This is a genomic window from Comamonas sp. B-9, from assembly GCF_000410635.1.
Lineage (GTDB): Bacteria > Pseudomonadota > Gammaproteobacteria > Burkholderiales > Burkholderiaceae_C > Comamonas.
Genome location: NZ_KE148673.1, coordinates 18,475 through 35,708, shown reverse-complemented (window position 1 = coordinate 35,708; position 17,234 = coordinate 18,475). Strand labels below are relative to the sequence as shown.

Below are 17,234 nucleotides of genomic sequence, written 5' to 3'. Positions count from 1 at the left end.
GTGGCTTTCCTTTTTCAGCCGTCCATCAGCCGGCGCACAGTCACGTTGAGGGCATCGACCTCGTCCATCTTCTTGATCCGCCACATGGCGCGCTGGCCGTGCCACCCGTTACGGCTTCCCTGGTGGCAGTCCTTGCACAGGGCCACTGTCGTGTACTGGCTCCCCTGCTTTACGTGGTGGGCATCGCTGGGTCCCGGCTCGTCGCAGACGCTGCAGGGCAGTTCCTTGACCCTGGCGAGGTGGTCGCGCTCTTTGGCGTTAAGGCGGTTCAGCATGCTCCGCACCCTCCCCGTGCCAGTGCAAACACGCAGTTGGGATGCGTGCGCAGGGCCAGCGCCACCGTTTCTGCCGCGCTCAAGGGTGCCGGCGGCTCCGCTTTGACGGGTTTGTGAGTGCTGGCCATGGCCTCCAGCTTGGTCTGGCTTCCGTCGGCCAGCTGGTACTTGACGGGCCTCCTGCTGCGATCAACGCTCATGAGGCCCAAGCTCACGGCCTGGGTGCAGTAGGTCCAGGTGTGGCGCGGCTCGATCTCGCCTGTCATGTGCGCAGTGATCTCCGTGCAGGTGCAGGGGCCAAGCTTGCTGGCAATCGCCAGCACTTCGCGGAAGCGCTGCCCCAGGGGGCGGCCTGTTGTGTGGGTCATTGGCGGAACTCCCCAAAAAACGATTCCATGCTTTTCCAGCGTTGCTGGGCGCTCTGCGCTGGCCACAGGACCAGCTGCGCGTGCTCTGTCCACAGGAATTGGTCAATGTCGCGCTGCAACTCGCAGAAGGCTGCTTCGTCCATGCTCTCGAAGTCCATGCTCTTTGGCACAGCGTTGGGCTTGCCGTCCAGACCTGGCACGAAGTCGCAGTGGCCGGCGCCCATAAGGAGCCAGGCGCGCAGCTTGCTGGCATCGTCGAAGGCCTCGGTGCGGTCCAGCAGTCGGTTGATCTTCAGGAAGAAGAATTTGTGGTGCTCGGGCGAACGCGGCAGCCAGAACTGGAAGCCCAAGGTTTCGCCGGGCTTAAGGCTGTTCACGGCATTCTTGAAGCGGGCATAGGCCCGGTGCCCAGCAGCATCGGAGCCGCAGAGCTTGCCGTCCTGGCCTTTGGTGATGACGAGGCGGGTCATGCCAGCTCCTGGCGGCCCCAGTGGGCCAGCAGCACGCTCTCGGCGCGGTTGTGGTCTTTGGCGCGGGCAAGCGATGCTGCTGCCTCGGGGTGCTTGGTACGGGCCAGCGCGAGCGACTCGCCCTTTTCCTTGCCCACGCCCAAATCCTTCTTCCACTGGCGCGGCGCCACGTACTGCACCTTGTATTTCAAGCACTCCAGCACCGATTCGATGGCGCCCAGCGAGCGCAGCAGGCTGCCTTGCGTCTGCACAGCATTGTTGGCGCCGCCCATGGTGCCCACTTGCTCGAGCACGACGGTGGGCAGGCCATCTTCAGCCGGGCAGTGCTTGAGCAGCAGCTGGCACAGCGCGCGGCCGTCGATCTTGCGCTTGACCAGCGCTTTGGGGCCGGCGCCAGGTGCAGCCATGGTAGGCAAGTCGAACACCACACGCACGCCGTTGTGGTCGGTGACGGCGATCGCGCCGGTCAAACCTGGGTCAATTCCAATAATGATCATTGGTGGTCGCTCCTATTTTTTAGATGTCGTCGGTGTAGTGGCTGGCCTTGCGGCGGCCGAGATCCGGGGTGCTGAGCGGCTCTGCGCTGTCGGTCCAGTGCTGGTAGGCGCCATCGAAGGCCAGCGGCACGCTGCCAACGCGGCCCTGGCGGTTCTTGGCGAAATCGACTTCGACGACCTTGCCGCCGTGGGCGGAGATGTGATTCAGGCTGAGCAGCATCACAACGTCCGCGTCTTCCTCGATCGCACCCGATTCCTTGAGGTCGGACAGCTGAGGCTTGCCGCCCACGCGGCTCTCGAGGCCACGGTTGAGCTGGCTGAGCGCGATGATCGTGATGCCCAACTGCTTGGCCAAGGCTTTGAGCCCTCTGCTGATCTCCTCGATCTGATGGTGCCGCTTGTCGTTGGTCTTGCGCGACCCGCACAGCTGGATGTAGTCGAGCACCAGCAGCTTGATGCCGTGTTGGCGGACCAGCGCTCGGGCCTTGGCCTGGATGTCGGCCAGCGTCAGGGCCGGCTGGTCGTCCAGGAACAACGGTAGCTTAACCATGCGGTCAATGGCGGCCGTCAGCCGGGCCCAGTCCTGGTCACGCATCTGCCCGGTGATGATGTTGTCCAGGAAGATGCGGCCGGTGTTGGCGCCGATGCGATCCATCAGGTCAGCCTTGGGCATTTCCTGCGACAAAAAGCCCGTGCCCACGCCATCGGCTGCCAGGTTCAGTGCAACCTGCATCGCCAGCGAGGACTTGCCCACTGCGGGCCGGGCGGCCAGGATGATCAGCTTGCCCGGGCGCAAGCCGCCGTTGAGCCGCTTGTCCAGGCCTGGGATGCCGGTGCGAATGCCAGGCTCGATCTCCCCTCGGGAGAGCTGCTCTACGCGCTCGCACAGTGCAGCGGCCATGTCGCCCACGGCCACCGGCGCCTGCCGGCCGCGATTCACCGCCAGCGCCTGCAGCTTGGCCTGGGCCTGATCCAGGCGCTCGGCCGAATCCAGGCCGGGCGTCACGGCCAGCTCGCGCACTTCCCACGCTGCGTCCATCAGCCCGCGACTCATCGAGCGCTCGAGCACCACCTCGGCGTAGCGCTTGACGCTGCTCAGGCTGAACGACACCTGCGAGATGCCGTTGAGGTAGTCCAGCTGGATATCGGCGTGGCCGGCCTCCTGCAGGGCCACCAGCACGCTCACCACGTCCGCCGGCTTGCCGGAGATCACCTGGGTTGCGATGGTCGTGAAGATCTTTGCGTGGCGCGGGTCGTGGAAGTGGCGCGCTTCGAGCGTGTCGCCCACTTCGTCGAACAGGTCGTTGTTGAGCATCAGCGCGCCCAGCACGCTGGTTTCAGCCTCTGGCGACCATGGCGCCACGGTGCCGTCGGCGGCCAAAGCGTCATGCGGTTGCATGGTCGGCCTCCTGCTCCTTGCGCTTGGCCACACGGGCGTCGAGCACCTGCTTGTGCTGCAGGCCTGTCGAGGACCAGCTCACCACCCCGCCCTCACCGGTGAACCACAGCGAAAACCAGCGGTCCTTCACCGAGTTGGCGAAAGTGCCCACCCAGTCCTTGTAGCGCTTGGCTTTGTACTGCGAATCCTCGGTGTAGCGCTCGCGGAACACCACCCAGGCCACCTGCAGCATTTCGTCGCTGATGCCGGCGTCTTGGGCCCAGGTTCGGATCGAGTGATCGTCCGGCACCGGCTTTACGCCCTTCTCGCGGCAGTCGGCCAGGAACTTGGCCAAGGTGGTCTCTTCACGTTTTTGTCGACCAGAGGGGGAAGGTGCTGGCGGTTTCGCCACGCGCCCCTCCTCTGAACGTAGTGAGGAGGAGGTATCTTGTTCTTGCTCCTGTTCTTGTTCTTGGCTTCGTAGGGCCTTAGAAGGGGCTTCCGAAGAGCCGCCATTTCCACGCTTTCGCTCCAAGTGGAAAGCCTGTTGATAGCGGTCGTAGAAAACACCCAGGAATGGGTTGTCAGGCAGCGCGTCGTAGTCTTTCTGGATGCCCTTACAACGCAAGTCAGACGCTTTGAGTTCGCTAGCAATTTGGTAGCTTGCCATCTCGTGAACCCACACGAATTCGGAGTCTTCGTCGTAGGAGCAATAACCTACTTCGACACACTTCTGAAGGCCCTTCATAGCCCCTTCTTGACTTAGGCCAGTTTCGTGAGCCATGTACAAAACAGGCTGCGAGAACAAACCGAGCATGTTGGAGCTGGGTGAGGACATCAGGTACAAGGCCACCACAAGCCCTTCAGGGGACCTTCGAAGGGCCTTAATGGTCTTGCCGTGCCACATCCTTGGCGCAACTTTGGCGTAGTCACGCATGAGGCAAACCCCTCTCAGCAGCCATCTGCGCTTTGCGCTCTGGCGAACGGCTGTTGATCAGCGCATACATGGTCTTGCGGTTGCGCTCAGCGCTCTCGTGGTACAGCGGGTCCTTGGTGAGCTCGAAGTCCACCAGGTCGGCGTGCATCAGCAAGCCCTGAGCCTTGATGCGCAGCTCCATGGCCTGGTCGGCAGGCGTCATGGCGTTGGGCAATTCGTCGAAGCTCACGACCATTGCAGGCAGGTCCTGCTCACCGTCCGGCCCGATGATCCGGATCATTGACATTTGGGCGTTCATGACTGCCCTCCAGCCTGCTCGTAGGCGTCGGCAAAGGCTTCTGCAGCTGCTGTGCCCAAAGGCCAGGGGCATGCTTGCTCGATTGGGGTGCCGGCCGCGCGCGCACGCTGGGCCAGGCTCTGGATGTATTCGAGGCTCACGACTTCAGGCATGGGTGCCTCCTGTGGAATCCGAATCGAGTGGATTGCCCTCGCAGAGCTTGAGCGTCAAAGTAGCGCCATGCCACTTCTGGTTCGCCCACTCGTTCATCACCTCGTTGACAACCGTGCCCCGGTCCGCATTCACGCCTTGGAACGCCTTGCGGTGCTCGGCAGCAGCACTGATCACCTGGAGGGTGGTCTTGGGCACGCTGGCGCGCACGCACTCGAATTTGTCTTTCGACTGGGGCTCAACGAATTCGAGCGGCTTTGCAGCGATCTCCGCGAACGGGTTGTCGCCTGCTGTGTCGCACTGGATCTGGGCTGCCTCCCATTGGCGCTGCGCCCAGTTGGCCAGCACTTCGTTGATCACGCGGCTGCGGCTGCAGTCCGCATCGCTGTAGCGCAGGCGGAAGTGCACTTCGGCGTCGATCATGTTCAGGGTGAACTTGTGCATGTTCACGCGCAGCTCCGAGCGGTCGAGGTTCGGATTTGCTTCTCGGGCGAAGCTGGGCGCTTCGTTGTCTTTGCTCAGTGTCATTTTTGGGTCCTTGATGTGGTCAAGGTTGCTCAGGGGATGGGTGGTGGCCAGGTGGATCAGCGGGCTGAGGACTGGCGGAAGTGGTTGGCGGCGAAGGCCGCGCTACGAGATGGTGTGGAGGAGGTGCCCGCCACCTCCTGGGGCAGAATGGGTGCTCCTACACAACCATCCCCAGGAGGGGCAGACAAAATGGACAACGATGCATTGGCCAGGCTCGCCGCGCTCGAAACAAAGGTGAGCGTCTTAGAGGTGGAGAATTCAGCGCTGCTGTTGACGGTGATGACACTCATCTCGTCTCACCCTGACCAGCGAAAATTGCACCTGCAGCTGGCGGTTGTGCTTGAAAAAGCATTAGGAAACCCGTCGCAATCAATATTGCGCAACCTGTCGCCAGAGCAACTCGAGAACGTAAGGACAGTCGTCGAGACATTCGGTGGTCTTCACCAAGAGCCTCGTTAAGTTGCTCCAACGATTGCTTGTCCCACTTTCTGTTGATGACCTGGGTGGTTGCGCTGACGGCGTTGGAAGCAGTTGCCTCGCATGCAGGCAGCTCATCCAGCTTTGGGAACGCCAGCACTTCAATGCGACTTCCAAGGCTGGCAGGCCGGCTTACGGGCAGCAGGTCTTCCAATCGCTGGAGTTCGTGCAAGCTCACCTTCAATGCGGCATCGCCAACTTCGATCAACGCATGCCCGCTTGGCAGCTTGGTGATGGAGATGGTGCGATCAGCCATGGGCGGGCACCTCCACAGACGCCTTGGCGCCCAGCACCCCGTCAGGCACAGCGATGCCAGTTCGGACGCATGCGGCAATCACGCGATCCACCAGCCGAGCCGGAAGCACGTCTGGCCACTGCGAGATGGCCTGGGGGTTGATACCAATGGCTTTGGCGGCTACGGCCACCGAGCCACCCAACAATTCAATGGCGTCTGCTTTTTTCATTCTTGAATGTTAGCACGCTTACAACCATGCAAGCAAGCACACTAACCATCAATGCAAGTAAGCTCACTTTCGTGAGCACACTTCAAGAACGAATCGCAGAAATCATGGCAACGGCCAATCTGACAGTCGGCCAAATCGCCGAACTGACAGGGGTGTCGTCGTCTGCTGTTACGCAATGGAAAGATGGTCCGACCAAGACCATCAAAGCATCTCCCGCGACAAAGCTTGCCGCGAAGACAGGCTACAGCGCCATCTGGATATCCACCGGTGAAGGCGCCAAGCGTTTGGCGACACAGCATTCGTCAATCTCTTCTGAAGTTGGTGATCGGATCGAACTTCGAGAGATGAGGAAGATACCGGTGGTGGGCGAAGTAAAAGGCGGGGATGACGGATACCTGGAAGAGCTCGAATATCCGGTGGGACACGGCGAGGGCTTTGTGCTCTACCCGACGAACGACCCGAACGCTTATGCAGTTCGAGTGCGCGGAGATTCAATGCATCCGAGATACCGGGCGGGCGAGTTCGTGATCGTTGAGCCAAACATCGAGGCCCAGGAAGGCGATGACGTGGTGGTGGCATGCACCAATGGCAAGAAGATGCTCAAGCAGTTGAACTGGCGACGGGATGGCGAAATCCAGTTGCTGTCGATCAATAACGGATACGGCCCGCTCACTGTCTATGAGCATGAAATTCAAGCGATTCAACTGGTAGCCGGCAGAGCACGACGCAATGCTCTGCAGTTTTAGTCCTGACGCCTTCTGGGGTGCTGCATGAATGAAAAGGATGTCTGCCTAGCAGCTCTACAGCGCCAGGTGCCACACACATTCGAGTCCATGCAGCATCTAATTATGTCCATGGACGACTATGTCAAAAGCATGGGTAAGCGGACCATCTTTGGTAAAGAGAAGGCTCCAGCAGCATATGAGAAGTACCTTCAGCACCTGCAGCGCACCGTCCTTGCGCTACAGAGAGACGGGCAAGTCGCTCCAGGTGCAAGCCCCAACGAGATCATTTTGAAGCTTCGATCAGTCATGGCCCTTTTCAAAAGAGCATTCCCGAACTGGCCCAACGCCTACATGTATTTCGAATGGTCAACGACAGAAGACAAGAGCAATGCGGTCGGGCTGATTACCCTTCTTGTGGGATGAGAGTCCGCGAAGTCGCGTGACCGGTGTGCCGCAACACTGGGTAGTGTCTCGATCATCACCTTCCAAAGCACCGCCGCAAAGGCGGTTTTTTTTCGCCTGCACGCAAAAATGTTAGCTCACTTAAAAATAATTCGTAAGCATGCTTGACTTTGAATGTAAGTACGCTAACAATACACCTCAACGACACCATACAGCACAACAGTTCTGCAGGTGGCGCCACCGGCCAGATGGTCAACCGGCGTCGAAAGATGGGAAGGGGTAGCTGAGGCGCTACATGCGCAGTAAGTGACGACCCCGAGGAGCCATGAAGGTGCTGCCCTTGCACCGCAGAGGATGGGGCATTGTTAGGTCTGGAGCCGAAGAACCGGGGAACTGGGGAAGCGGGAAGAGCTAGACCGAAAACCAAAGCGCTTTCGCACGAGAGCGCTTTGGTTTGCAAGCATCAACGAAATTCACATGCTTGCAAATTGCAGAAATGCAAGCTACATTGCAAGCATCCCAACAACTCACATGCTTGCATATGGCTACCGATAAATCACCTAAGCGCGCCGCTGGCGGAGTAGCAAGAGCGAAGGCTTTAACTCCAGAACAGCGTAAGGCTATTGCGGAAAAGGCGGCCAAAACCCGCTGGGGCGTTTCCACCATCCCTGTAGCTGAGTATGTTGGGGCAATCAAGATTGGGGATGCCGAAATTCAGTGTGCAGTGCTACCTGATGGTCGCCGCCTGCTATCCCAGCGTGGTTTACGAGAGGCTCTTGGGCGTCGCTATGGAGGCAAAGACTTCCGGGCTGAAGCCCAAAATGATGGTGCTGGGAAATTGCCGTTTTATCTGGCTGCAAGTAGCCTAAAACCATTTATTGACAATGAGTTAGCGGTGCTGGTCAATAACATCACGCCATACAGCCATGGCATGGGCGGAGGGATCGCGCAAGGCGTCGAGGCAAGTGCATTACCAAAGATATGCACTGTCTGGCTTAAGGCGCGGGAGGCTGGGGTGCTTACAAAGCCGCAGCGTGAAGTTGCGCAAAAAGCAGAGATCCTTGTTCGCGGTCTAGCCGATGTGGGAATTCTGGCCTTGGTTGACGAAGCTACTGGCTATCAAGAGGTTCGGGCAAGAGACGCGCTGCAGGCATATTTGGAACGATTCATCCGTAAGGAATTGGCAGCCTGGGTAAAGTTGTTTCCCGATGAATTCTTTAGAGAGTTGTACCGCTTGAAAAAATGGCCTTGGAACGGATCAAGTAGGCGCCCGGGAATTGTGGGCCACTATATAAACGATTTGGTATATAGCCGTCTTGGTCCTGGTGTCCTGGAGCAACTGCAAGAAAAGAATCCCGTATTAGAAAATGGGCGACGCCGCAATCGGCACACTCAATGGCTCTCAGAAGATCTTGGTCACCCCGCGTTGTCGCAACATATGTTTGCGTTGATCAGATTTATGAAGGTGGAAGACAGCTGGGACGAATTTAAGCCACGTTTTTATAGGGCATTTCCTCAAAAAGGGGACTCACTCCAACTTGAGTTTTAGTCAGTTATCCGACACAAGAACCCGCCTAGAGCGGGTTTTTTCACGCTCTAGCAATCGGCGCTTCCCTCTGGGCGACATCAGAGGGAATACCAAAGCGCTTTCCCACGAGAGCTTTTTGGTTTTGAAGGGAGAACGTCATGTACGAGAGATGGCCCGCACGAGCCCATCGTGCCCCGGCCTGCAGGGTTAGCAGGACCATCATTTGAGCGGCGGCGTGGTGCGACGGAGACACGCAAAGAGGAATGATCCAGACCTCAGAAATCCAACTGGAAGAAGGTAGGTAGGTGGCCGCAGACCGCTCTACGCCACAGGATGGCGTGAAGTCGAAACACCTTGCAGGAGTAGCGCCCTGCCCGCTCAAATGATGGTGAATGCGCCGAAGAGGCGTGGCACGTTGTAGTTGAACCGGCGCCGGCTGGTACTAGGCCGATACCTTCGGGCTTTGCGGCTGCCATGAAAAATCCCGTGCGGCCCTGACCACCATCAACCCACCCTCCCCGCCCGATACCCCTCGGGCGTTTGAGCCACCCTCACCGGTGGCTCTTTTTTTATCCCCTGAGCGCTGCCCTCCAGTCGGCGCCTTCGCCCGCTACCCAGCGGGCTTTTTTATTTCAGGAGCTTCCACCATGCCAGGTTACTCGGAAGGCGACGTATGCGACCGTGACGGTTGCAGCGGCCAAATTCACATTCGGCCAGTCGAGGGTTGCAGTTGCCACATCAGCCCTCCTTGTAGCGCCTGCACCGCACCGCGAAACTATTGCGACACCTGCGACTGGGAAGAGGAAGACGAACCAGCACCAGTGGTGAAGCCACAGAGCCAAGAAGAGAAAGACTACTGGGCCGGCTGGTGGAAAGAGCAGGATCGGCTGCGCAATTTGCCCTTGGACAACACGAATGTCAGTTGGAGAGACAGGCTGCACTCCAACTGCTCAATGATCAAAGAAGGTGTGTATCCACAGTCGGGAGACGCGGCGGCCGACCGAGCCATGGTGCGCAAGGCGGTGGATGGGACTTTTGGCGGCCGCTTCGAATACTTTGGCGATGGCAAGTTCAAGTTCATCGCCTATACGGATTGAGGAGAAGCCCATGAACGACTTGTCCATTCACCGCGCGCTGGCTCGCGGGCAGCGCCGCTGGGACGGCATGGAGCCAGACGACGACGATCCGCCCGTTTCCATGGCCGTGCACATGGAGCTGGTCGACAAGTTCTTCAAGGTGCGCGACCAACTGGCCCAGTTGCTTGAAGAAGCCCGCGACGGCGGAGAAACGCTTAACCGCATCCGGTGCTGCTCAGGTGATCGCCTGCTGCGCCTTTGCAACGAGATCAAGGGGATTGAAGATGACGACGCGTAATAAACAGGATGGCGGATGCGCCTTCCCTGTCTGGGATGCCACCGCCATGCACCGAATCGGCATGGCGGCAAGCCAGGACATTGCGGATTCAGCTGAACGCGACCGTGAATACATCCGGGCCACTGCGCAAGCCGCACAGGGTATGACGCTTCGCGACCACTTCGCCGGATTGGCTTTGCAGGCACAACTCACTGCTTTCTGGGCGCTGGAAACGCACCACGGATGGTCGGATGATGCAATCGCTCGGGAGGCCTACTCCATGGCCGACGCCATGATCAAAGCGCGGGAGGCCAAATCATGAAGCGCATTCCTTTCCCCGCTGATGTCAGCGACACCACACGGCGCTACCCGCGCACTCTGGAGCAGGCCTTTGGCCCGTACCAGCGGCAGTCAGTGATTGTGCCCATGGGCCCGGCTGTAAGCGGCCAGGCCTCAGCGTCGCTTTCCGCCTTGGTCGTCTGCATCGCCGCAGCAGCGCTGGCCCTGCTGAGCGGCTGCACTGGCGCAGATGCCGGTGAGCAGCCCCAGCCCAAGCACTTGGTCGCCAAGCAGGAGCAGCGCCGGGCCGTCGCAGCGGCACAGCTTTGCGGCCCAGGCCAATCGGCCGTCTGGCACGACAGCACTGAAATGCAATGCATGCGCGAGGTGAACCCTTGAGAACCATTCTTCACGCCTTCCTCTGGAGCGCCATCACGGCGCTTTCTTTTTCTGCGGCTGCCGTGCTTTCAACATCGGCCCGCTTTTTCTGATCCCGCTCACCACCACCAAAACCATGACCACTTCACAATCCAACAACCAGCTGGCACCGCGCCAAAACACGCAGGTCGACTTGTCGCCCCAGACCTTCGAGCAGGCGCTGACCTTTGCGCAGTACCTGTCCGACAGCAACATGGTGCCCAAGGACTTCCAGGGCAAACCAGCCAACTGCTTGATCGCCATGCAGTGGGGCACTGAGCTCGGGATGAAGCCCCTGCAGGCCATCCAGAACATTGCAGTGATCAACGGCCGCCCTGCGCTATGGGGTGATGCAGTCATCGCCCTGGTACTCGCCAGCACGGTGTGCGATTACGTCACCGAAGAGGATGACGGTAACACCGCCATCTGCCGGGTGCGGCGCAAAGGCGGGGAAGAACAGATCCGCTCCTTCAGTACGGAAGATGCGCGCCAGGCAGGGTTGGCCGGAAAGCAAGGCCCGTGGACGCAGTACCCAAAGCGCATGCGCCAACTGCGCGCCCGTGCATTCGCGCTGCGCGATGTCTTTCCCGATGTGCTGCGCGGCATGGCCGTGGCCGAAGAGCTGCAGGACATGGAGACTGCCGCCAAGCCACCAGTCAACAAGCACATGGGGCAGGCCGAAGAGGTCAAGCAGGACTATCCGCAGGCCGACTTCGAAGCCAAGCTCGCCGAATGGAAGAAGCAGCTGGACAAGGGTGTGCCCGCCGAGCGGCTGATCCAGTTCGTGCATTCCAAGAACGCCAGCTACACCCTCACGGAATCGCAGCAAAAAACCTTGGCCGCATACAAGCCGGTGGCTCCTGCTGCCAAGCCTGCAGCGCAGAAGGAGGAAATCACCGACGTGCAACCCAAGAGCACGCCGGCCGCCGACGCGCCTGCTCTCAGCCCCGAAAAGCTACAAGCGGACATGGCAGCCGCCACCGACTTGGAAAAGCTCTACGAGCTGGGCAGCCTGCTTGAAGCCATTCCAGACGAAGCGCAGCGCATGCGCCTGAACGAAGTTTTCGACGCTCGCGTGGCCGAGCTGGAAGGTCAATAAATGGAAGTCGTGAATCTCACACAAGGCACGCCGGCATGGCATGCGCACCGGGCCGCCCACTTCAACGCCAGCGACGCGCCGGCCATGATGGGCTGCAGCAGCTACACCTCGCGCTCGGAGCTGATCCAGCGCCTGGCCACCGGCATCGTGCCGGAGGTGGACGCGGCCACACAGCGCCGCTTTGACGCTGGGCACCAGTTTGAAGAATTGGCCCGGCCTGCTGCTGAGCTGATCGTCGGCGAGGAACTGGCCCCCCTGGTGGGCGTCAACGGCAAGAACAGCGCGAGCTTCGACGGCCTGACCCTGATGGGCGAGACGGCGTGGGAGCACAAGAGCCTGAACGACCGGCTGCGCGATGCAATGACGCCCAGCGCCACGGGCGCCGACCTACCGCTGGAGTACCAAGTGCAGATGGAGCACCAGGCCATGGTCGCCGAAACCGTGGAGCGCACGCTGTTCCTGGCCAGCAAGTGGGTGGTGAACAGAAGCACAGGTGAATGGGAGTGCGAAGAGCAGCGCAGCTGCTGGTATACGCCGAACCCTGAACTGCGCGCCAAGATCGTTGCCGGGTGGGCACAGCTGGAACAAGAGGTCGCCGCCTACCAGCCGGAAGCCGAAGCACCCAAGCCCGCGCCTGAGGCCAAGCTGCGCGACGCCCTGCCGGCGCTGCGCCTGGATGCGAAGGGTGAAATCACCACCAGCAATCTGGATGAATTTAAGGCCGGCGCGCTGGCACGCATCAACAGCATCAACACGGTGCTGGAAACCGACCAGCAGTTTGCTGAGGCGGACGACGATGCCAAGTGGTTGCGCGGTGTTGCTGACGCCATGAAGCAAGCTGGCAAGCGAGTGCGCGCCAACATGCAGAGCGTGGACGAAGCGCTGACGGTGCTCGAGCAGCTGGACAAGATCGCCACGAGCAAGGCGCTCGATCTGGAAAAGCGTGTGAAGTCAGAGAAGGATGCGCGCAAGCAGACGCTGGTGCTGCAGGCCCAGCAGGATCTGGATAGCCATACCGCTGCGCTCAACCAGCGCCTGGGCACCAACTGGCTGCCGCGCCTGGCCGGCGGGTTCGCCGAAGTGATCAAAGGCCTGAAGTCGCTCGACAGCATGCGTGACAAGGTGGCGGTGGCGCTGACTAATGCCAAGGTGGATGCGAACGCACTGGCCGACCAGCTGGAGGCCAACCGCAAGCACCTGGTGCAGGACAGCGGTAACTGGATCACCCTCTTCCCGGACTTCGCCACCGTGGGCGCCAAGGCCTCCGAGGACTTCCAGGCGCTGGCAGCCATGCGGATCGGTCAGCACCAGGCGGCGGAAGCCAAGAAGCTGGAGGCCGAGCGTGAGCGCATCCGAGCGGAGGAAGAAGCCAAGGCAAAACGCGAAGCCGATGCCCGAGCAGCTCAAGAGGCGGCCGAGCGCGAGCGGCAGCTCGATGCCGATCGTGCACGCATCCGCGCCGAAGAGCAGGCAAAGGCCCAAGCCGATGCAGCAGAAGAGCGCAAGCGCATTCAGGACCAGGCCCAAAGCGCCAAGGCGGAGATCACCCAAGCTGCGCAAAACGGCGCGCTGGCCGAGCCTGTGGCCAATGATCTTGCGCACCTGGCCACCAGCAACGCTGCAGAGGCAGTGGCCGGGATCGACGCCAAGCAGGTGATCAATGCAGCCCAAACCAGCGCGGCAGCGCAGGCGGACGAAAGCGTGATCAGCATTGGCAAGATCAACGCAACCTTGAAGGCCGGCGGCATCGATGTGCTGGTGAATGCCGGCACGCTCGACAGCCTGGGCATCAGCTACCGCAAGGAGCGCGGCTCCATCTTGATGCCTGAACCCAGCTTCCCACGCCTGTGCCTGGCCTTGGCCATGCGCCTGCAGAAGATGGCCAACGAATACACGCATCAAACCGTGTGACCACGCCGGTCCAGTGCCGGCCCCTCCCCGCGCAGCCCCACAACAGGCTGCGCTTTTTTCATCCCGACAAGGAAACCACCGTGAACAAGTCCGAACTGATCGAACACATCGCCGACAACGCCAAGCTCACCAAAGCAGAAGCCGGCCGCGCCCTCCACGCCGTGACAGCAGCCATAACCGACACGCTGCGCAGTGGCCACTCGCTGCAGATCATGGGTTTTGGCACCTTCGAAGTGGTGCGCCGCGCCGGCCGCCCAGGTCGCAATCCGCGCACAGGCGAATCGGTGCGCATCGAAGAATCCAAGGCCCCCAAGTTCCGCCCCGGCAAGGAGTTGAAGGCGGCGGTGAACTGACCGCCACGAACTGAGCACCAGCCGCCCGCCTCGCGCGGGCATTTTTTCGCCCACTGAGACCCAAAAGAATGACCCTTGCACTCGCCTATGACACGGAGACGACTGGTCTTCCTCTGTTCAAAGAACCCAGCGAACACCCCGATCAACCCCACATCGTGCAGCTGGGCGCCATCCTGGTTGACCTGAACACCCGGGCCACCATTGCCAGCATGGACGTGATCATCCGCCCAGATGGCTGGACGATTCCTAACGAGGTAGCCCAGGTGCACGGCATCACCACCGAGCGCGCGCTTGCCGTCGGCATTCCTGAGCGCACAGCGCTCGAGATGTTCATGACCTTGTGGGATGGCCGCCTGCTGCTGGGCCACAACGAGAGTTTCGATCGCCGCATCTTGCGGATCGCCCAGCATCGCTTCCCCGCCAGCGTCTGCGATGCTCAGCGCGACAACTGGAAGGCTGCCACAAGCCACTGCACGCAGCTGCTGTCCACGCCTATCCTGCAGCTGCCGCCCACGGAAAAGATGAAGGCAGCGCGCCGCTTCCACCACAAGAGCGCCAACCTCCGCGAGGCCTACGAGCACTTCATGGGCAAGCCGCTGGTGGACGCGCACAGCGCCATGGCCGACTGCCGGGCAGCGCTCGATGTGTTCTTCGCCATCCAGGATCTGAAAGCAGCTCAGGCTGCTTGAAGCCCCTTAACTTCAAAGGAGCACCATGCCCTTCCATCTCTCAGAACCTACCAAGGTCACGATCACCAACGCTAACCCCCGCCGCGAGCTGCATGGCGAAGAAAAGGTCCGCGCGATCGACATTGCTTTCGTGATCACCGGGTCGAACGACTTGCTGGACCTGCTCGAACCAGGCCTGCGTGAGCACCACTTCTGCAACAAGGCGGCCCAGGCCGGCCAGGTGGAGCTGCCAGATATTGCAATCCCGCTGCCGAACATCCGCCACCCTCAGCTGCCCCTGGCCTACCACTATGCGAAGGGCCAAAAGTGGCGCGGCTATCGCTTCATCTGGGACTGGGGCACCGAAGGCGAACACGTTGACTTCTTGGACGCGGTGCTGTGCGGCCTGCAATATGAACTGGTGGAAGGCGGCAGCGTCACCATCAAGGGCACCATCCAGTACAACGGCGAAGAGCTGCAGGACAACGACCGCTACGGCGAACTGTCCGGGCTGGCCTCTGAAGGCGAAATCTACATCAAGCTGTTGGCACCGGCCGAAGTCATGCTGGCCAAGAAGGGCTACCGCGCTGGCAAGCCTGACACGCCATCGTCTGGCAACGACAGTGACGACGGTGGCCAGCAGGATCTGGACGGGCTCGATTCCGATGGCGACGGATTGACACCGGAGAAAGCGTTTGCCAACTCTCTGGATGATGACTCGCCGATCTGATCTTTGTGCAAGCAAGGGGCCGGGCCGGCCTCGTGCCCTGCTCTATCAGCCCAGCGGCACCCGCGTCCCGTCCTTGGCGATCAGTGCGTTGCTGTCGCCCAGCACTAACTTGACACCCAACAGCGTTGGCACCTTTTCAGTCGAGGGCGGGCTACCCAACCCCTTGCGCACGATGTTGCGAGTCTCGATGAAGTCTTTCAGAGAGACGCCATCAAGCTCGATGCACTGAGGGTAGGCGTTGTCATGTTGGGACCAGTGCGCTCGAATGGCGTTGGTCATTGAATCGAAAAGCGTCATAGCGCCAAGTCTACCGCCCCCAGTGGGCCCCTATTCACAGCCCGCCCTGAGCGGGCATTTCCATTTCTGGAGCCCAACATGGCTGAAAACAACTCTTCCGCTCCCCTCAAGACTGCCCTCCCCACTGATGTTGAAGCTTTCGAGCACTTCGTCAGCGATTGCGATGGCGCAGGCATTCAATATGACGGCCCGAGCTATGAACAAGGTTTCCTGTCTGGGAAGGTCGTCGGTATGGACGCTGCCCAGGCAGTGGCAGCACAGGCGCCCACTGGCAACTGGATCAATGCCGATGATGTGTCCCGCTTGGTGCGCGATCTGGATGTTGCGCTTCATGGCGAAGATGGAGCGGCGTCACAGGCCGCCTTGTGTGATGTGGTTGGCCTGGTAAAGGAAGCTGCGCGCAAGCTTGGGCGCCCTGTTTTGGCAGCACAGGCAGCGCCCGCAGCAGTGGCCTACTGCGACGGATTTATGGAGGCTATCAATGAAATGGATGGCCTGTATGAAACAGAACCGCTGGCCACCCCAGCACTTCCAGCTACCGAGGATTCATCGGCAGGTGACCTGGCAGCGGCGGCGCCCCCCGACGACGCGACGTTAGTTCACGACTATGGAGAAATGTCCCGCGCCGCACTAGAACGCCACGCCGCACGATTAGCACAGGCGATTGAAGATGATGCACCACGTAAATTTTGGAGGCGCCATGCGTTTGCTCCCCTTCATGCGCCATCGTGCCTCTGCTGTGGCCTGCCGCCAGAATCCGTCGCCATCCAACATTTGGAGCTGCCAAGCGTAATTGTTTGCGGGCGGTGTCGGGCCGCGGTTGCAGAAGCAGCACACCAGGCAGAGGTGCAGGCCGAGCCGGTGGCGCTACAGATGTGCAGCGAGCTCAAGCCGCGCTCGGAATCTGAAAAGGCCGCATACCTTGCCGGTGTGGCTGATGGTCGCATGTACGCAGAACGCGATGCCAACACAGCACCCCAGGCCCAGCCCGCTGATGCGCTGGATGCGGCCGCACGCGATGTGTTGGACGAACGGCGCCGGCAGGTAGAAGTTGAAGGCTTCACCTTCTCCCATGATGACAGCTACACCGACGGCGAGTTGGCCCAAGCGGCGGCCTGCTACGCAGCGAGCTCACAAAGCCGGGACATTTCCTACATGTCACACCTTTGGCCCTGGCCCAACCATGCATGGAAGCCCAGCACCACCCGGAACGATCTTCTCAAAGCTGGTGCATTGATCCTCGCTGAACTGGAGCGCATCTACCGCGCTCGCGCCGCCATGGCTGCAGCCCAGGAAGGCGGCAATGCCGCAAAGGAGGCGTGATGCGACCACGCATGGAAATAGGCGGCCGATACAACTGGCGCAACCAGCCTGAGCGGCTGATTTATCTGGGCAAGAACTGGAGCGGTAACGGGTTCTGGCATCAGTTTTCCTTGGTAGAAGATCCTGAAACCGTCTGGTGCGAGGTGCTCGACAGCGATCTGGAAAACTTCGAGGAGACGCTCACGCTCTCACCCACGCCCTCGCCCGTTTGCAAGGCGCAACCCGCCCAGCGCATCTCGCCACGCCAAGAACGCAAGCAACGCAAGGCGGCAAAGCGCGCCCAGCAGAGGGAGGGCCAGTGATGGGC

27 protein-coding genes are annotated in these 17,234 nt (G+C 60.5%); 14 read left to right on the top strand and 13 right to left on the bottom strand.

What is annotated here, in order from left to right; genetic code table 11:
- Nucleotides 1–14: 14 nt before the first annotated feature.
- From H928_RS0124365 to H928_RS29705, 12 genes are all read right to left on the bottom strand, one after another.
- Complete coding sequence (locus H928_RS0124365) at nucleotides 15–275, bottom strand: hypothetical protein (protein ID WP_021028844.1); 261 nt, start codon at nucleotides 273–275, stop codon at nucleotides 15–17.
- Nucleotides 269–643 carry a hypothetical protein gene (locus H928_RS0124360; RefSeq protein WP_021028843.1) on the bottom strand — a complete coding sequence of 125 codons (375 nt, stop codon included), beginning with the start codon at nucleotides 641–643 and terminating at the stop codon, nucleotides 269–271. Before H928_RS0124360 ends, H928_RS0124365 begins: the two co-directional genes overlap by 7 nt.
- Entirely contained in the window at nucleotides 640–1,113 is a 474-nt protein-coding gene (locus H928_RS0124355) for a DUF1367 family protein (protein ID WP_021028842.1), read from the bottom strand. Before H928_RS0124355 ends, H928_RS0124360 begins: the two co-directional genes overlap by 4 nt.
- Nucleotides 1,110–1,610 (bottom strand): hypothetical protein, encoded by a 501-nt coding sequence (locus H928_RS0124350; RefSeq protein WP_043341905.1) that lies wholly within the window; start codon nucleotides 1,608–1,610, stop codon nucleotides 1,110–1,112. Before H928_RS0124350 ends, H928_RS0124355 begins: the two co-directional genes overlap by 4 nt.
- 19 nt (nucleotides 1,611–1,629) lie before the next feature.
- Nucleotides 1,630–3,009 carry a replicative DNA helicase gene (locus tag H928_RS29715; RefSeq protein ID WP_084635955.1) on the bottom strand — a complete coding sequence of 460 codons (1,380 nt, stop codon included), beginning with the start codon at nucleotides 3,007–3,009 and terminating at the stop codon, nucleotides 1,630–1,632.
- A complete protein-coding gene (locus H928_RS30435) occupies nucleotides 2,996–3,343 on the bottom strand; it encodes a hypothetical protein (RefSeq protein ID WP_021028839.1) in 348 nt (115 codons plus the stop codon). Before H928_RS30435 ends, H928_RS29715 begins: the two co-directional genes overlap by 14 nt.
- Before the next feature lie 574 nt (nucleotides 3,344–3,917).
- Nucleotides 3,918–4,223 (bottom strand): hypothetical protein, encoded by a 306-nt coding sequence (locus H928_RS0124325; protein WP_021028836.1) that lies wholly within the window; start codon nucleotides 4,221–4,223, stop codon nucleotides 3,918–3,920.
- A complete protein-coding gene (locus H928_RS32775; protein WP_021028835.1) occupies nucleotides 4,220–4,375 on the bottom strand; it encodes a hypothetical protein in 156 nt (51 codons plus the stop codon). Before H928_RS32775 ends, H928_RS0124325 begins: the two co-directional genes overlap by 4 nt.
- Nucleotides 4,368–4,901, bottom strand: a complete 534-nt coding sequence (locus H928_RS0124315) for a hypothetical protein (protein ID WP_021028834.1) — start codon at nucleotides 4,899–4,901, stop codon at nucleotides 4,368–4,370. The genes H928_RS32775 and H928_RS0124315 overlap by 8 nt, the downstream gene beginning before the upstream one ends.
- A 56-nt stretch (nucleotides 4,902–4,957) precedes the next feature.
- Nucleotides 4,958–5,191: a hypothetical protein gene (locus H928_RS31880; protein ID WP_148293300.1), complete on the bottom strand. Its 234-nt coding sequence runs from the start codon at nucleotides 5,189–5,191 to the stop codon at nucleotides 4,958–4,960.
- Nucleotides 5,188–5,634 (bottom strand): hypothetical protein, encoded by a 447-nt coding sequence (locus H928_RS31875; RefSeq protein WP_148293299.1) that lies wholly within the window; start codon nucleotides 5,632–5,634, stop codon nucleotides 5,188–5,190. Before H928_RS31875 ends, H928_RS31880 begins: the two co-directional genes overlap by 4 nt.
- Nucleotides 5,627–5,842, bottom strand: a complete 216-nt coding sequence (locus tag H928_RS29705; protein ID WP_021028832.1) for a Cro/CI family transcriptional regulator — start codon at nucleotides 5,840–5,842, stop codon at nucleotides 5,627–5,629. Before H928_RS29705 ends, H928_RS31875 begins: the two co-directional genes overlap by 8 nt.
- 26 nt (nucleotides 5,843–5,868) lie before the next feature.
- On the opposite strand from H928_RS29705, the gene H928_RS30425 reads away from it, so the two are divergent.
- From H928_RS30425 to H928_RS0124245, 12 genes are all read left to right on the top strand, one after another.
- The gene (locus H928_RS30425; RefSeq protein WP_021028831.1) at nucleotides 5,869–6,588 is read left to right on the top strand and encodes a helix-turn-helix transcriptional regulator; all 720 of its coding nucleotides are present in this window, start codon (nucleotides 5,869–5,871) and stop codon (nucleotides 6,586–6,588) included.
- A 24-nt stretch (nucleotides 6,589–6,612) separates the two neighbouring features.
- Nucleotides 6,613–6,990 (top strand): hypothetical protein, encoded by a 378-nt coding sequence (locus tag H928_RS0124295; protein ID WP_021028830.1) that lies wholly within the window; start codon nucleotides 6,613–6,615, stop codon nucleotides 6,988–6,990.
- 520 nt (nucleotides 6,991–7,510) lie between these two features.
- The gene (locus H928_RS31195) at nucleotides 7,511–8,518 is read left to right on the top strand and encodes a P63C domain-containing protein (protein WP_043341902.1); all 1,008 of its coding nucleotides are present in this window, start codon (nucleotides 7,511–7,513) and stop codon (nucleotides 8,516–8,518) included.
- Nucleotides 8,519–9,144: 626 nt separating this feature from the next.
- A complete protein-coding gene (locus H928_RS31870) occupies nucleotides 9,145–9,594 on the top strand; it encodes a hypothetical protein (RefSeq protein WP_043341901.1) in 450 nt (149 codons plus the stop codon).
- Between the two features lie 10 nt (nucleotides 9,595–9,604).
- Nucleotides 9,605–9,871, top strand: a complete 267-nt coding sequence (locus tag H928_RS0124280; protein ID WP_021028827.1) for a hypothetical protein — start codon at nucleotides 9,605–9,607, stop codon at nucleotides 9,869–9,871.
- Nucleotides 9,858–10,172, top strand: a complete 315-nt coding sequence (locus H928_RS30420; RefSeq protein WP_021028826.1) for a hypothetical protein — start codon at nucleotides 9,858–9,860, stop codon at nucleotides 10,170–10,172. Before H928_RS0124280 ends, H928_RS30420 begins: the two co-directional genes overlap by 14 nt.
- The gene (locus H928_RS0124270; RefSeq protein WP_021028825.1) at nucleotides 10,169–10,528 is read left to right on the top strand and encodes a hypothetical protein; all 360 of its coding nucleotides are present in this window, start codon (nucleotides 10,169–10,171) and stop codon (nucleotides 10,526–10,528) included. Before H928_RS30420 ends, H928_RS0124270 begins: the two co-directional genes overlap by 4 nt.
- A 115-nt stretch (nucleotides 10,529–10,643) precedes the next feature.
- Nucleotides 10,644–11,645, top strand: a complete 1,002-nt coding sequence (locus H928_RS0124265; protein ID WP_021028824.1) for a recombinase RecT — start codon at nucleotides 10,644–10,646, stop codon at nucleotides 11,643–11,645.
- A complete protein-coding gene (locus H928_RS0124260) occupies nucleotides 11,646–13,556 on the top strand; it encodes a YqaJ viral recombinase family protein (protein ID WP_021028823.1) in 1,911 nt (636 codons plus the stop codon).
- Nucleotides 13,557–13,603: 47 nt separating this feature from the next.
- Entirely contained in the window at nucleotides 13,604–13,909 is a 306-nt protein-coding gene (locus H928_RS0124255) for an HU family DNA-binding protein (protein WP_158400643.1), read from the top strand.
- Nucleotides 13,910–13,977: 68 nt separating this feature from the next.
- Nucleotides 13,978–14,598 (top strand): 3'-5' exonuclease, encoded by a 621-nt coding sequence (locus H928_RS0124250; RefSeq protein WP_021028821.1) that lies wholly within the window; start codon nucleotides 13,978–13,980, stop codon nucleotides 14,596–14,598.
- 25 nt (nucleotides 14,599–14,623) lie between these two features.
- Nucleotides 14,624–15,307 (top strand): hypothetical protein, encoded by a 684-nt coding sequence (locus H928_RS0124245; RefSeq protein WP_021028820.1) that lies wholly within the window; start codon nucleotides 14,624–14,626, stop codon nucleotides 15,305–15,307.
- A 45-nt stretch (nucleotides 15,308–15,352) separates the two neighbouring features.
- Here H928_RS0124245 and H928_RS0124240 read toward each other — a convergent pair whose 3' ends face one another.
- Entirely contained in the window at nucleotides 15,353–15,604 is a 252-nt protein-coding gene (locus tag H928_RS0124240) for a hypothetical protein (RefSeq protein WP_148293297.1), read from the bottom strand.
- Between the two features lie 78 nt (nucleotides 15,605–15,682).
- Here H928_RS0124240 and H928_RS31865 point away from each other — a divergent pair, with 78 nt between their 5' ends.
- Both H928_RS31865 and H928_RS0124225 read left to right on the top strand, forming a co-directional pair.
- Nucleotides 15,683–16,927 carry a hypothetical protein gene (locus H928_RS31865; RefSeq protein ID WP_148293296.1) on the top strand — a complete coding sequence of 415 codons (1,245 nt, stop codon included), beginning with the start codon at nucleotides 15,683–15,685 and terminating at the stop codon, nucleotides 16,925–16,927.
- Nucleotides 16,927–17,229 (top strand): hypothetical protein, encoded by a 303-nt coding sequence (locus H928_RS0124225; protein ID WP_148293295.1) that lies wholly within the window; start codon nucleotides 16,927–16,929, stop codon nucleotides 17,227–17,229. The genes H928_RS31865 and H928_RS0124225 overlap by 1 nt, the downstream gene beginning before the upstream one ends.
- Nucleotides 17,230–17,234 lie beyond the last annotated feature (5 nt).